General features: G+C 68.0%; 11 protein-coding genes. 4 read left to right on the top strand and 7 right to left on the bottom strand.

Features of this window, described 5'->3' with window-relative positions; genetic code table 11:
• Positions 1–51: 51 nt before the first annotated feature.
• The gene (locus GLS40_RS04260) at positions 52–1,473 is read left to right on the top strand and encodes a protein adenylyltransferase SelO (RefSeq protein ID WP_160381496.1); all 1,422 of its coding nucleotides are present in this window, start codon (positions 52–54) and stop codon (positions 1,471–1,473) included.
• Positions 1,474–1,574: 101 nt separating this feature from the next.
• Here the strand turns inward: GLS40_RS04260 and xylB are convergent, their stop codons facing one another.
• The 7 genes from xylB to GLS40_RS04225 form a co-directional block, all read right to left on the bottom strand.
• Entirely contained in the window at positions 1,575–3,026 is a 1,452-nt protein-coding gene (xylB, locus tag GLS40_RS04255; protein WP_160381495.1) for a xylulokinase, read from the bottom strand.
• A 180-nt stretch (positions 3,027–3,206) separates the two neighbouring features.
• Positions 3,207–4,154, bottom strand: a complete 948-nt coding sequence (locus GLS40_RS04250) for an ABC transporter substrate-binding protein (RefSeq protein WP_160381772.1) — start codon at positions 4,152–4,154, stop codon at positions 3,207–3,209.
• Positions 4,155–4,192: 38 nt separating this feature from the next.
• Positions 4,193–5,194, bottom strand: coding sequence for an ABC transporter permease (locus tag GLS40_RS04245; RefSeq protein ID WP_202075884.1), 1,002 nt, complete (start codon positions 5,192–5,194; stop codon positions 4,193–4,195).
• Complete coding sequence (locus tag GLS40_RS04240; protein WP_160381494.1) at positions 5,191–6,708, bottom strand: sugar ABC transporter ATP-binding protein; 1,518 nt, start codon at positions 6,706–6,708, stop codon at positions 5,191–5,193. The genes GLS40_RS04245 and GLS40_RS04240 overlap by 4 nt, the downstream gene beginning before the upstream one ends.
• Complete coding sequence (locus GLS40_RS04235; RefSeq protein ID WP_160381493.1) at positions 6,705–7,847, bottom strand: Gfo/Idh/MocA family protein; 1,143 nt, start codon at positions 7,845–7,847, stop codon at positions 6,705–6,707. The genes GLS40_RS04240 and GLS40_RS04235 overlap by 4 nt, the downstream gene beginning before the upstream one ends.
• Before the next feature lies 1 nt (position 7,848).
• Positions 7,849–8,904, bottom strand: coding sequence for a sugar phosphate isomerase/epimerase family protein (locus tag GLS40_RS04230; RefSeq protein WP_160381492.1), 1,056 nt, complete (start codon positions 8,902–8,904; stop codon positions 7,849–7,851).
• A 102-nt stretch (positions 8,905–9,006) separates the two neighbouring features.
• Positions 9,007–10,065 carry a LacI family DNA-binding transcriptional regulator gene (locus tag GLS40_RS04225; protein ID WP_202075882.1) on the bottom strand — a complete coding sequence of 353 codons (1,059 nt, stop codon included), beginning with the start codon at positions 10,063–10,065 and terminating at the stop codon, positions 9,007–9,009.
• Between the two features lie 230 nt (positions 10,066–10,295).
• Here GLS40_RS04225 and GLS40_RS04220 point away from each other — a divergent pair, with 230 nt between their 5' ends.
• The 3 genes from GLS40_RS04220 to xylA all read left to right on the top strand — a co-directional run bounded on the left by GLS40_RS04220 (position 10,296) and on the right by xylA (position 13,340).
• Complete coding sequence (locus GLS40_RS04220) at positions 10,296–11,324, top strand: LacI family DNA-binding transcriptional regulator (RefSeq protein WP_160381491.1); 1,029 nt, start codon at positions 10,296–10,298, stop codon at positions 11,322–11,324.
• A 386-nt stretch (positions 11,325–11,710) separates the two neighbouring features.
• On the top strand, positions 11,711–11,920 hold the full coding sequence (locus GLS40_RS04215; protein WP_160381490.1) for a hypothetical protein: 210 nt from the start codon (positions 11,711–11,713) through the stop codon (positions 11,918–11,920).
• Positions 11,921–12,044: 124 nt separating this feature from the next.
• Complete coding sequence (gene xylA / locus GLS40_RS04210; protein WP_160381489.1) at positions 12,045–13,340, top strand: xylose isomerase; 1,296 nt, start codon at positions 12,045–12,047, stop codon at positions 13,338–13,340.
• The last annotated feature ends 161 nt before the right edge of the window (positions 13,341–13,501 follow it).

Genomic DNA, 13,501 nt, shown 5'->3' with positions numbered 1-13,501 from the left:
ACTCCGCGCGACAGCCGTGGCAATCCGCGCCGGAACGCATAGACTGGGGGCATGAGCATCGCGATCCCCTTTGACAACACCTATGCCGCCCTGCCCGACGGGTTCTTCACCCGGCTCGGCCCCACGCCGGTTGCCGCGCCGCGCCTGCTGGCCTTCAACGCCCCGCTGGCGGCGGGGCTGGGCATCACCGACCTGCCGGGCGAGGACGACCTGGCCCGGCTGTTTTCGGGCAATGCCACGCCCGAAGGCGCGGCCCCGCTGGCGCAGGTCTATGCCGGGCACCAGTTCGGCGGATTTTCCCCGCAACTCGGCGACGGCCGCGCGATCCTGCTGGGCGAGGTGGTCGATTCCGGCGGCACCCGCCGCGACATCCAGCTGAAAGGCGCCGGCCCCACGCCCTATTCCCGCATGGGCGACGGCAGGGCCTGGATGGGCCCGGTGCTGCGCGAATACCTGGTCTCCGAGGCGATGCATGCGCTTGGCATTCCCACCACCCGGGCCCTGGCCGCCGTGGCCACGGGCGAAGAGATCATGCGTGAACTCCCCCTGCCCGGCGCGGTGCTGACGCGCGTGGCCTCCAGCCATATCCGGGTCGGCACCTTCCAGTATTTCGCCGCGCGGCAGGATCGCGCGGGTCTGCAGCGCCTCTATGATTACACCCTGGCCCGGCACTACCCCGAGGCCACGGATCCGGTGGAATTCCTGGAGGCCGTGATCGCCCGGCAGGCCCGGCTGGTGGCGCAGTGGATGTCCGTCGGCTTCATCCACGGCGTGATGAACACCGACAACACCAGCCTTTCGGGCGAGACCATCGACTATGGCCCCTGCGCCTTCATGGACGCCTATCACCCGGCGACGGTCTATTCCTCGATCGACCGGCAGGGCCGCTATGCCTACCAGAACCAGCCGCAGATCGTGGCCTGGAATCTGGCGCAGCTGGCATCCTGCCTGGTGGCGCTGATGCCGGACCGCGAGGACGCGATCCAGCGTTTCACCGCGGCGATCCACGCGGTGCCCGACCGGGTCCATGCCGAATGGCTGACGCTTTTCCGGGCCAAGCTGGGCCTGGCCACGGCGCAGGACGGGGACGAGGCGCTGATTGTCGACCTGCTGAGCCTGATGGCGCAGAACCGGGCCGATTTCACCAACACCTTCCGCGCGCTTGGCGGTGCGGCCGCGCGCGACCAGTTCCTCGACCGCGAGGGGTTCGACACCTGGGAAACACGCTGGACGGCCCGCAGCGCGGGCGAGGACGGCGTGGCCGAGCGCATGCGCCTGGCCAATCCGGCCTATATCCCGCGCAACCACCGGGTCGAGCAGATGATCGAGGCCGCGGTGGCTGGCGACATGGCCCCGTTCGAGCGTCTGCGGCAGGTGCTCGCCCACCCCTTCGACGACCAGCCCGACGCGGCCGACCTCGCCAGCCCCCCGGCCGCCGGAGAGGAAATCCAGGCGACCTTCTGCGGGACGTGAGGTGCTGAGGGCCTGCGGCTTGGCGTTGGTCTATGGAGCATCGGCCCTGAGGTATATCGACCCGGCGGAGGCTGCACAGGTCAGCCCCTGCGCCGCGCGGGCTATTGCACCGACCGGACCGCACCATAGGTGGCGCGGAACCGCTGATAGGCCTCGTCGAACTGCGCGATCAGCGCCGGTTCGGGCGTGATCTCTTCGCCGGTCGGGGGCTTGGTCATCGCATCCTCCACCAGGTGGTCGCCCGAGGCCACCATACCCAGCCGGGCCGCCCCGAGCGCGGCGCCGAACTCGCCGCCGCTCGGCAGGTCCAGCGTCACGTTCAGCGCGGTGGCGATCAGCTTCAGCCAGTAGCGCGACCCGCTGCCGCCGCCGATGGCGATCAGCCGCTGCAGCCGCAGGCCCGTGGCCTCCAGCGCCGACTGGCTGTCGCGCAGGCCAAAGGTGACCCCTTCGAGCACGGCGCGGGTCAGGTCGTCGCGCGTGGTCTCGGCGCCCAGCCCGGTAAAGCTGCCCCGGATCTCGGCATCGTTATGGGGCGTGCGTTCGCCCGACAGATACGGCAGGAAGCGCACCCGGCCGGGCGCGTGCAGCACCTCGCCAAGCGGCGCGACAAGCTGGCGCGGGGTGGAGCCGGTGATCCGGGCCAGCCAGTTGAGGCTGTCGGTCGCCGAGAGCATCACCCCCATCTGGTACCACCGGCCCGGGACCGCGTGGCAAAAGGTGTGCAGCGCCGTCTCGGGCGCGGGGCGATAGCCATCGCGCGCCGCCAGCAGCACGCCCGACGTGCCGAGCGAGACAAAGCCCTGCCCCTCGTTCATCGCGCCGATGCCGCAGGCGGCGGCGGCATTGTCGCCCGCGCCCCCGGCAACAACCACCGGCCCGGACAGCCCCCATCGCGCCGCCAGTTCGGGCTTCAACCGGCCCCCGGCCTCGCTGCCCTCCAGCAGGTCGGGCATCTGGTCGCGCCGCATCCCGCCCGCATCCAGCAGCGCCTCGGACCAGCCCCGCGCCCTGGTGTCCAGCCAGGCGGTCCCGGCGCTGTCGGACATGTCGGCGAAATAGCTGCCGGTCAGGTGGAAATTCAGGTAGGCCGCCGGCAGCAGCACCTTGGCGACCCTGGCGAAATTCTGGGGCTCATGCGCGCGCACCCAGGCCAGTTTCGGCGCGGTGAAGCCGGGAAAGACGATATTGCCCGAGATGTCGCGCACGCCCTCCATCGCGTCCAGAGCCGCCGCCTCGACATGCGAACGGGTGTCGTTCCACAGGATGCAGGGGCGGATCACCTCGCCCGCCGCGTCCAGCAGCGTCGCCCCGTGCATGTGCCCGGCGACGCCGATACCGCGCAGCCCGGCAAATTCGGGATGCGCCGCGCGCAGCTCTGCGACCGCGCCCTCCAGCGCCGCGATCCATTCCGACGGGTCCTGCTCGGACCAGCCCGACTGCGGGTGCTGTACCTCATAGGCCCTTTCGGCGGCGCCAAGCGGCGTGCCGCCCGCGTCCACAAGCAGGGCGCGCAGCCCCGACGTGCCAAGGTCGACACCCAGATATGCCATTCCGTCTTCTCCCGTGAGCGGTTGTGGCGCGGGAGTCATCCCGCGGCGTGGATCAGTCCGACCTTGTCCGGGGTGCCCCCCGTCCCGTCAAGCGATCCGGTCGGTGTGCAGGCGCCGGTGGCGGCGCGGCGGAAGCATGGGGGCGGGCATCGCTGCCCGCCCGCATCACGCCCCTCAGGATCAGAAGGGGCTGTCAGGATAGTAGAACTGCTCGGCATTGTCCGAGGTGATCAGCACCGAGCCGATGGTGAACGTGCCCGACACCGGCGCGTTCGAGGTCAGCCCGACCGCCGTCAGCTCGATCGCCGTGGCGATCATCGACGGCGGGTAGGTCACGTCGGCGGGGATCATCGAATCCCCATCCATCACGCGCTTGATCATCTCCTTCATGCCGGCACCGCCGAGCACGAATTTCACGTCGTCGCGCCCCGCCGCGTCGATAGCCGCCAGCACGCCGACCGCCATGTCGTCATCCGAGGCCCAAACCGCGTCAAGCTGCGGATGCTTGGACAGGAAATCCTGCATGACGTTGAAACTGTCGTCGCGGTTCCAGTTGCCGTGCTCCATGTCGACGATCTCGATGCCCGAGCCTTCGATCGCCTGCTGGAACCCTTCGACACGCTCGTTGTCGATGGTGGTGGGGATGCCGCGCAGCACCACGATCTTGCCGCCGTCGGGCATCTGCGAGACCATGTATTCGCCCGAGACCCGCCCGAAGCCGGGATTGTCGCCGGCCACGTAGAGGTCTTCGATACCCGGAATCGACAGGCCGCGGTCCACCACGGTGACCCAGGCGCCACTTTCGGCAACCGCCTGAACCGGCGGCGTCAGCGGGTCGGATTCAAAGGGCAGCACCACCAGCGCGTCGATGTTGCGCGTCGCCACCATGTCTTCGATATCATTGACCTGCTTGCCCGGATCCGAGGCCGTGGCCAGCACGAAATCGAGCTGCGGATAGACCTTTTCCAGCCGTTCCACCGTCTGCTGCGCGTGGAAGTTCATGCCGCCGGCCCAGCCATGGGTCGCCGCGGGGATCGACACGCCGATCACTTTGGTGTCGCCGTCCTGCGCCAGCGCCCCGCCGGTGCTCAGCGCAAGCGCCGTGCATCCGGCCAGCAAAGTCTTCATGTAAGACATTTCGTTTCCTCCCTTAGAATGGCGAAGGCTCATCCCTTCGCCTTGGCTTCCCGCTGCAGGATTACCGCGAGAATGATGATGACCCCCTGGATCGCGCCGTTGAGATAGGGCGAGACCAAGTCGGTCAGATTCAGGATGTTGTCGATCATGCTCAGGATCAGAACGCCGATCACCGTGCCCCAGACCCGGCCGAAGCCGCCCTTGAGGATGGTGCCGCCGATGATCACCGCCGCGATCGCCTCAAGCTCCCACAGAACCCCGGTCGAGGCCGAGGCCGAGCCGAGCCGTGGCACATACATGATCGTCGCCACGCCGACGAGCATCCCGAGCATGGCATAGGTCAGCAGCCGGGTGCGGTTGACGTTGACGTTGGAATAATGCGCCACGCTCTCGTTCGAGCCGATGGCCGCGCAATGGCGCCCGAACCGGGCGCGGCTCATCAGCACCTCGCCGACGATGACGGCCAGCGCAAAGACGATGATCGGCCAGCTGATCCCGAACAGCCCGCCGAAATAGACCGGCCGGTAGAAGGTGCGCAGCCCGAAGTCGAGGCTGAGCGTGCCGCCATCAGCCAGCCAGGTGACCAGGCTGCGATAGATGCCCATGCTGCCCAGCGTGACGATGAAGGCCTCGATCCCCAGTGTGGTGATGAGGAAGCCGTTCAGAAGCCCCGCCGCGATCCCCGCCACCAGCGCCACGGCCATGCCCAGCAGGATGATCGGAATGCCGATCCCCAGCACCGGCAGCGCCGCGTTCATCACCAGGATCATCAGCCCCGCGATGAAGGCCGCCATCGAGCCCACCGACAGGTCAAGCCCGCCTGCCGTGATCACGAAGGTCATGCCCACGGCGATGATGCCGATGAAGGCGGATCGCGCCAGCACATTGGTGATATTGGCCGCGCTCAGGAAGTTGGAGTTCAGCGCCGTGCCCACCACGATCAGCAGCACGAGCGCGATCACAGGCCCCAGAACGCTCATCGAGGGGAGCGCCTTGCGCGGCTTGCGCGCCGCTGTTTCGGTCGCCATCATGCCACCCTTTCCGTGCTGCCCGTGCCAACGCCCATGGCGTGCCGGATGATTATGTCCTCGGTGATCTGGTCGCCGGACAGAACCTTGGCGATCCGGCCCGAGCGCATCACCATCACCCGGTCCGAGAGGCCGATCACCTCTTGCATTTCAGACGAGATCACGACGACTCCGTGGCCCTCGGCGGCGAGCTTGCGCAGGAAGGCGTAGATCTGCTGCTTGGTGCCGATGTCGATGCCGCGCGTCGGTTCGTCGACGATCAGGATCATCGGATCGGACTGCATCACCTTGGCCAGCAACAGCTTTTGCTGGTTGCCACCCGACAGGTTGCCGACGCGCATGGAGCGCGCCCCGGCGCGGATGTCGAATTCGTCGATCGCCTGGTCCAGCGCGCGGTCCTCGGCGGCAAAGTCGATCAGGACCCGGCCGTATTTGTGCAGCGCCTGCAGGGTCAGGTTCTCGCGCATGCCCTTGTCCAGCAGCAGGCCGCGCAGCTTGCGGTCCTCGGTCAGGTAGCACAGCCCGTGCGCCAGCGCGTCGCCGGGCCGGGTGATGCCGACCGGGGCGCCGCCGATCTCGACAGCTGTGCTGGTCGCGGGGCGCAGCCCGCAAAGCCCCTCCATCGCCTCGGTCCGGCCAGAACCGATCAGCCCGGCGATGCCCAGGATCTCGCCCCGGTGCAGGTCGAAGGAGATGTCGCTGGCGCGGCCCGGCACGTTCAGCCCCTCGACACGCAGCAGCACCTCGCGATCCGGCGCGGCGACGGGTTTGTCGGGGAACAGGTCCGAGACATCCCGCCCCACCATCACCGTGGCCATCTCGTCCTCGGTGATCTCGCCCGCCGGGCCGTCATGCACCAGCGTGCCGTCGCGCAGCACGGTCACGGTGTCGGCGATCTCGGCCACCTCGCCCAGCTTGTGAGAGGTGAACAGGATCGCCGTGCCCGCCGCCTTGAGCGCGCGCACCTGGTCAAAGAGGATGCGTGTCTCGGACCCGGTCAGCACGGCGGTCGGCTCGTCCATCACCAGCACCCGCGCGTCACGGCTGAGCGCCTTGGCGATCTCGACCATCTGCTTGTCCGAGTTCGACAGTTTCGACACCAGCGTGTCGGGATCGACCTGGCAGTCGATCCGCGCCAGGTAGTCACGGGTGAGCCGCCGCATCCGCGCCTTGTCCAGCAGCCAGCCCTTTCGCAGCTCGCGCCCGAGAAAGATGTTCTGCTCGACCGTCAGCTGCTCGGCCAGGTTGAACTCCTGGTGGATCATCACGATCCCGGCCTCTTCGCCCTCATGCAGCGAGCCAAAGGCGACCTCCTGCCCGTCCAGCAGGATCCGGCCCGAGCTTGGCGCCTCGATCCCGGCGAGGATCTTCATCGTGGTCGACTTGCCCGCGCCGTTCTCGCCGATCAGCGCCAGCACCTCGCCCGCCCGCAGGTCGAGCGTGACCCCGTGGAGCACCTCCACCGGGCCAAAGCTCTTGGTCACATGCCGCAGCGCAAGGACAGAGGGTCGGCTCATAGCCTGGTCCACGCCGCGTTGTTGCCCGCCGAGGCGACGCAGGCGCGGATGAAGGCCATGCCCTCCAGCCCCGCGCCGATCCCCGGCAGCACGCCCATCACCGCGTCACGCGAGGCGCCGCCCTGCACCGCGCGGATCGCCTCGGCCGCCTCGGCGTAGATCGTCGCGAACCCTTCGAGGTAGCCCTCGGGATGGCCCGAAGGGATCCGGCTGACCGAGGTCGCGGCCGCGATGGCGCCGGGTCCGTTGCGGGTCAGACGGCGGGTCGCTTCGCCATGCGGGGTGAACCAAAGGTAGTTCGGATCCTCCTGTGCCCATTCCAGCCCGCCCGTTTCGCCATAGATGCGCAGTCGGAGGCCGTTCTCGTTGCCCGGCGCGACCTGGCTGCACCAGAGCATGCCGCGCGCCCCGCCGTCATAGCGCAGCAGGATGTGGGCGTTGTCGTCCAGCCGGCGCCCGGCGCCAAAGCTCTGCAGGTCTGCGGCCAGTTCGGTCCCCGTCAGGCCCGAGACGAAGCATGCGAGGTTATAGGCATGGGTGCCGATATCCCCTATCGACCCCCCTGCCCCCGAGCGTTCCGGATCGGTGCGCCACTCGGCCTGTTTCACGCCCTCGGTTTCCACCGCGTCGGTCAGCCAGTCCTGCGGATATTCCGCCTGCACGATGCGGATCCTGCCAAGCAGACCATCGGCCACCATTTGCCGGGCCTGACGGATCATCGGATAGCCGGTGTAATTGTGGGTCAGGATGAACAGCGCCTTGCTCTCGGCCACCGCCTTTTCCATCGCCTCGGCATCCGCAAAGGTCGCGGTCAGCGGCTTGTCGCAGATCACGTGGATGCCGCGCGACAGAAACGCCCTGGCGGCGGGATAATGCACGTGGTTCGGGGTGACGATGCTGACCGCCTCGATCCCGTCCGCGCGCGCCGCCTCGGCCTCGGCCATCTCTTCGAAGCTGCCGTAAGAGCGCGCGGGGTCGAGCCCCAGGGCCTCGGCACTGGCGCGCGCCTTGTCCGGGGTCGAGGACAGCGCCCCCGCCACCAGTTCGAAATGCCCGTCGATGCGGCTTGCGATGCGGTGAACCCCGCCGATGAAAGCGTCGTTGCCGCCGCCCACCATGCCCAGTCTGATACGTGCCATCTCAACCGATCCCCAGCAGCGTCTTGTTGGTCGCCTCGTCGATGTCGCCGCCCGCGAAATCGTCAAAGGCATGCGGCGTGACACGGATGATGTGATCCTTGACGAATTGCGCGCCCTCGCGCGCGCCGTCCTCGGGATGCTTCAGCGCGCATTCCCATTCGACCACGGCCCAGCCGTCGAAATCGTTCGCGGCCATCTTGGCGAAGATCGCGCCGAAATCGACCTGCCCGTCGCCGAGGCTGCGGAACCGCCCCGCGCGGTCGACCCAGGGCTGATAGCCGCCATAGACACCCTGACGCCCGGTCGGGTTGAACTCGGCATCCTTGACGTGGAACATCTTGATGCGCTCGGCATAGATGTCGATGTTGTCGAGGTAATCGAGGCACTGCAGCACGTAATGCGACGGGTCGTAGAGCATGTTGCAGCGCGCGTGCCCGTCGAGCTTTTCAAGAAACATTTCGAAGGTGACGCCGTCGTGCAGATCCTCCATCGGGTGGATCTCGTAGCAGACGTCCACCCCGCAATCCTCGGCATGATCGAGGATCGGGCGCCAGCGCCGCGCCAGCTCGTCAAAGCCCGTGTCCACCATGCCCTGCGGGCGCTGCGGAAAGGGGTAGACGAAGGGCCAGCAGAGCCCGCCCGAAAAGGTCACATGCTGCCCGATACCGAGGTTCTTCGACGCGGTCAGCGCCTTCTTGACCTGCGCGACGGCCCATTCGCTGCGCTCCTTGGGCTTGCCCTGCACCTCGGGCGCGGCAAAGCCGTCGACCCAGGCGTCATAGGCCGGGTGCACGGCGACCAGCTGGCCCAGGATATGCGTCGACAGGTCGGTCACCTCGACCCCGTTGTCGCGCGCCTGCCCCGCCCATTCGTCGCAATAGGCCTGCGAGCTCGCCAGCTTGTCGAGATCGACCAGCCGCGCATCCCAGACCGGCACCTGCACCCCCTTGTAGCCACACTCCGCGGCCCATTTGGTGATGCCGTCCCAGGAATCGAACGGCGCGGTGTCCCCGGCGAACTGTGCCAGAAACAGCCCCGGTCCCTTGATCGTCTTCATCGTCTTCTCCCTTTCACCGCCGGAACAAGGCGGCCCTGAATGGTCTTTCAATCTGCCGGCCCGCCGCAGGGCGCGCGCGCGCCCCGGCGGTGACCGGCGGTGTCAGCCCGCCTGCTCCAGCGCGTCGGCCTGCACCTGGGGCAGGTTCTCGCGCACGAAGATGGTCGGGACGATCGGATCGGTGCGCACCAGCTCGCGCCGGTCGGCCAGCAGCGTCAGGTGTTCGACCACCCGCGCCACCTCTTCCTCGGGCCGCTGGTCGATGATCACGTCGATGCGCCCTTCCTCAAGCGCGCGGCGCGAATGCGGCACCAACTCGTGCAGGAAGACATAGGGCCGCGCGACATCCGGCGGCAGCGCCTCCAGCAGGCGGACGAGCCCGGCATTGCCCGCCCCGGCGCTGTAGATCGTGGTGATCGCCGGGTCCTCGGCCAGGGCCTGGCCAACCAGCGCCTCCACCAGCTCGAACCGGTCGCGGCCCTCGACCACGGGCGCGATCTCGAAGGTGTCGCCGATCACCTCGCGCATGCCGGACAGGCGTTCGGCGTGGTCGCGCGCCGAGAGCGCCCCGACCACCGGCAGCACCCGCCCGTTGCGCCCGCCATGCGCCATGCGGATCAGCCGGCCGACGGTACGGCCCGCCACCACGTTGTCGATGCCCACATAGGCGTTGCGCTGCGATCCCGGCACGTCCGAGACCAGCGTGACCACCGGGATGTCCCGGGCCCGCAGCGCGGCGATGGCCGAGGCCGTGCGCGCATCATCGCTGGCAACCACCGCCACGCCGTCCAGCCGCGACTCGGCAAGTGCGGCCATGCGGGCCGTCAGGGCCTCGGCGTCGAAGGCCTCGACGCTTTCGACCGACAGGCTGATGCGGTCGGACAGCAGCCGCGCCGCCGCCTCGGCAAACAGCGCCTGCACACGGCGGAAGAAGGCGTTGGAGCCGGACGGCAAGACGATGGCAAACCGGTAAAGGCGCTGCTGCGAGAGATTGGCGGCCGCCACATTGCGCACATAGCCCAGGGCCTCGATCGCGGCATGCACGTTGCGCGCCGCCTTCTCGGACACGCCGGCGCGGCCGTTCACGACACGGTCCGCCGTCGCATAGCTGACGCCCGCGCAACGCGCGACATCCGACAATGTCGGTGGCCGTCTGGTCATTGCAGTCCTCCCTGCACAAACGCTCGCAGCGAAACGGCGTGGCGTCAATCGAATTTTGATAGACGTCTATCAAATCCTGTCCCCCGTCGACCGGCCGGAGGGCCCCGCCGCGGGGGGCCAAACTGTGGAAAAGGCAATGAAATGCCTTCGCTCTCCAAGATGCCTCTGCTATTCTGTCAGAAACTGACGTACGACCGTCAAAATTGCCGCAGCGGAGACGACCAGGCCCGATGACACGCCCGACGATTCACGACGTTGCCCGGGTCGCGGGTGTCAGCCTTTCGACCGTCGACCGGGTTCTGAACGACCGCGAGGGCGTGCGCGACAAGACCCGCAGCCGGGTCCTGGACGCGATTGGCGATCTCGGATTCGAACGCAACCTCGCCGCCGCCAACCTGTCGCGCGGGCGGCGCTACCGGCTGTGCTTCATCCTGCCCGACGGGCAGAATAGCTTCATGCGCGCGCTTGAGCAGGACGTCGCGGAAGAGGCCGCAGCGGCGCTGCGCGACTTTACGGTCATCGAAACACGCAAGGTCCCGGCCTTTGACGCGGGCGCGCTGGCCGACCTGCTGCGCAGCCTAGACCCCGAAGCCGTGGACGGGGTTGCCCTGGTGGCAACCGACGCCACCGTCGTGCGCATCGCCGTGCGCGAGCTGCGGGCGCGCGGCATTGCCGTCGTCACGCTGGTATCTGACCTTCCCGGCTCGGAAAAACAAGGGTTTGTCGGCATCGACAATGTTCAGGCCGGCCGCACCGCGGGCAGCCTTCTGGGCCGTTTCTGCCGTGGCCGCGCGGGCCGGATCGCGATGGTCTGCGGCTCGATGCTGGTGCGCGACCACGCCGAGCGGCGGCTTGGATTCGAACAGGTCCTGCGCACGGAATTCCCGGAACAATCGCTGATCGCGCCGATCGAAGGGCTCGACGACAAGGACCGGGTCCGCAACCAGCTGGCCGAAAAGCTGGCCGCGGACCCGGGGATTGTGGGGGTCTACAGCATGGGCGCGGGCAACCGCGGCGTGGCCGAGGCGCTTGCCGCCCTGCAGCCCGAACGCCATGTCTCGGTCGTGGTGCACGAGCTGACCCGCTATTCGCGCGAGGCGCTGCTCGATGGCAGTTTCGACGCCGTCCTGCATCAGAACAGCCGGAGCGAGGTCCAGGGCGCGATCCAGCTTTTGCGCAACCTGCTGGACGGACAGAACCCGCCCCCGCAGGTCGAACCGATCCGCGTCGAGATCTACATGCGCGACAACCTCCCCTGAGAATCCCGGCGAGTGAAAGATTGCGCGCTGCCATTTACCGACGTACGTTAGTCAGAAATTCGGATTCGCGGCAACCGGGTGGAGGACCCGCAGCGGATCAGCCATGGGAGGACCTCTTGGGACAGACAGTTGCAATCGCTGCGCTGATGCGCGGCCCGGTTCCGGGTGGTGACGCCTTGGCGCAGACCGGGATCAACCTGCCGCGCCGCGCCGGGAAAGGACGCGGGCATCGCCCCGTTCATCGCCGGCGGTCAGCACGGGCGGCCCCTGCATTTCCGCTGGCGCTGACCGGCGCTGCGCGGGGGCGGCAAGGACGTCCAGAAGCTGATCGCGCTTGAGCCGTTCCGCCCGGCTTCATGGGTACGAGCTGCGAGACCGCAAGCGGCATGTTCGCCGATGGCGCTGGCGGTTTCCACCTGATGGGCAACTGGGACAACCCGCCGCTGCGCGAGCGGCCGTCCAGTGGGCAGGGCCTGCCCGACAACCCGTTGGCGATCGCCGACGTCCCGGCGGTCTTGGCCCGCACCTCCGGGCGCGGCGTCGGTTCTGTGCGGCGCCTGGTCATGTCGCACCGGACTGCGAGCTGCCCCGGTTAAAGGAAATCCTGCGCCGCGCCTTGGCCTGGCCGGCGCGCTGATCCCCGGCGGGCGGCCTGCCCCCTGCCCTCACAACTCCCCGGCCTCCCCACCGATCGGGGCGGAGGCGATGAAAGGACCGCATATGTCTGACTTCTTCGGCGACCTCAAACCGCTGCGCTTCGATCCCGAGGGCGAAGGCCCCTGCTTCCGCCACTACAACCCTGACGAGATCGTCATGGGCAAGCGCATGGAGGATCACCTGCGCTTTGCCGTGGCCTATTGGCACAGCTTCGCCTTCGAGGGCGGCGATCCCTTTGGCGGGCGCACCTTCGAGCGGCCCTGGTTCGGCGAGAACATGGATGCCGCACGCCGCAAGGCCGATGTCGCCTTCGAGATGTTCGACCTGCTGAAGGTGCCCTTCTTCTGCTTCCACGATGCCGACATCCGACCCGAGGGCGCGACCTTCTCCGACAGCCTGCGGAACTTCGAAGAGATCATCGACATCTTCGAACGCAAGATGGAGGTCTCGCAGACCCGTCTGCTCTGGGGCACCGCGAACCTGTTCAGCAACCGCCGCTTCATGGCCGGGGCCGCCACCAACCCCGACCCGGATGTCTTTGCCTGGTCCGCGGCCACGGTGAAGGCCTGCCTCGACGCCACGCACCGGCTGAAGGGCGCGAATTACGTGCTCTGGGGCGGGCGCGAAGGCTATGAGACGCTGCTCAACACCGACATGGGGCGCGAGCGCGAACACGCCGGGCGTTTCCTTTGCATGGTGGTGGAGCACGCGCGGAAGATCGGCTTTGACGGCACCATCCTGATCGAGCCGAAGCCGCAGGAGCCCACCAAGCACCAGTACGATTACGACGTGGCGACGATCTACGGCTTCCTCAAGGATTTCGGGCTGGAGAAGGAGGTGAAGGTGAATATCGAACAGGGCCACGCCATTCTCGCCGGGCACAGCTTCGAGCATGAGCTGGCGATGGCGCGCGAGCTGGGCATTCTCGGGTCGATCGACATGAACCGCAACGACTACCAGTCGGGCTGGGACACCGACCAGTTTCCCAACAACGTGCCTGAAACCGCGCTCGCCTATTACGAGATCCTGCGCAACGGCGGCTTTACCACCGGCGGCACCAATTTCGACGCCCGCCTGCGCCGCCAGTCGCTGGACCCCGAGGACCTGATCGCCAGCCACGCCGGGGCGATGGATATCTGCGCGCGCGGCTTCAAGGCCGCCGCCCGGATGCTGGAGGACGCCGCGCTGGAGGGCCCGCGCCGCGCGCGCTACGCGGGCTGGGACAGCCCCGCGGCGCAGGCGATGCTTCACAGCGACCTCGACAGCATTTCCGCGCGGGTGATCGCCGAGGGCATCAACCCGCAGCCACGTTCGGGCCGGCAGGAAATGCTGGAGAACATCGTCAACCGCTACGTCTGACATCGCCCCGGCGCGGCCCGGGACCCAAGGCAGCGGCGCGTCCGGTCAACGGGCGCGCCGGTCCGGACAACGCGCGCTGGCCGCAAGCGCTCGCGGCCCCGTCGGACCCTCTGCCGCCATATCCCGGATGTTTGAAGGACTGCCATTTTCCGCCGAACGGA

The sequence above is a fragment of the Pseudooceanicola pacificus genome (assembly GCF_009789075.1).
GTDB lineage: Bacteria > Pseudomonadota > Alphaproteobacteria > Rhodobacterales > Rhodobacteraceae > Pseudooceanicola > Pseudooceanicola pacificus.
This window is presented reverse-complemented; position numbering and strand designations above follow the sequence as displayed.

What these genes read in the sequence shown, in the direction of transcription:
- GLS40_RS04260 (WP_160381496.1), top strand. Translation starts at nt 52, where the DNA reads ATGAGCATCGCGATCCCCTTTGACAACACCTATGCCGCCCTGCCCGAC.
- xylB (WP_160381495.1), bottom strand. Translation starts at nt 3,026, where the DNA reads ATGGCATATCTGGGTGTCGACCTTGGCACGTCGGGGCTGCGCGCCCTG.
- GLS40_RS04250 (WP_160381772.1), bottom strand. Translation starts at nt 4,154, where the DNA reads ATGAAGACTTTGCTGGCCGGATGCACGGCGCTTGCGCTGAGCACCGGC.
- GLS40_RS04245 (WP_202075884.1), bottom strand. Translation starts at nt 5,194, where the DNA reads ATGATGGCGACCGAAACAGCGGCGCGCAAGCCGCGCAAGGCGCTCCCC.
- GLS40_RS04240 (WP_160381494.1), bottom strand. Translation starts at nt 6,708, where the DNA reads ATGAGCCGACCCTCTGTCCTTGCGCTGCGGCATGTGACCAAGAGCTTT.
- GLS40_RS04235 (WP_160381493.1), bottom strand. Translation starts at nt 7,847, where the DNA reads ATGGCACGTATCAGACTGGGCATGGTGGGCGGCGGCAACGACGCTTTC.
- GLS40_RS04230 (WP_160381492.1), bottom strand. Translation starts at nt 8,904, where the DNA reads ATGAAGACGATCAAGGGACCGGGGCTGTTTCTGGCACAGTTCGCCGGG.
- GLS40_RS04225 (WP_202075882.1), bottom strand. Translation starts at nt 10,065, where the DNA reads ATGACCAGACGGCCACCGACATTGTCGGATGTCGCGCGTTGCGCGGGC.
- GLS40_RS04220 (WP_160381491.1), top strand. Translation starts at nt 10,296, where the DNA reads ATGACACGCCCGACGATTCACGACGTTGCCCGGGTCGCGGGTGTCAGC.
- GLS40_RS04215 (WP_160381490.1), top strand. Translation starts at nt 11,711, where the DNA reads ATGTTCGCCGATGGCGCTGGCGGTTTCCACCTGATGGGCAACTGGGAC.
- xylA (WP_160381489.1), top strand. Translation starts at nt 12,045, where the DNA reads ATGTCTGACTTCTTCGGCGACCTCAAACCGCTGCGCTTCGATCCCGAG.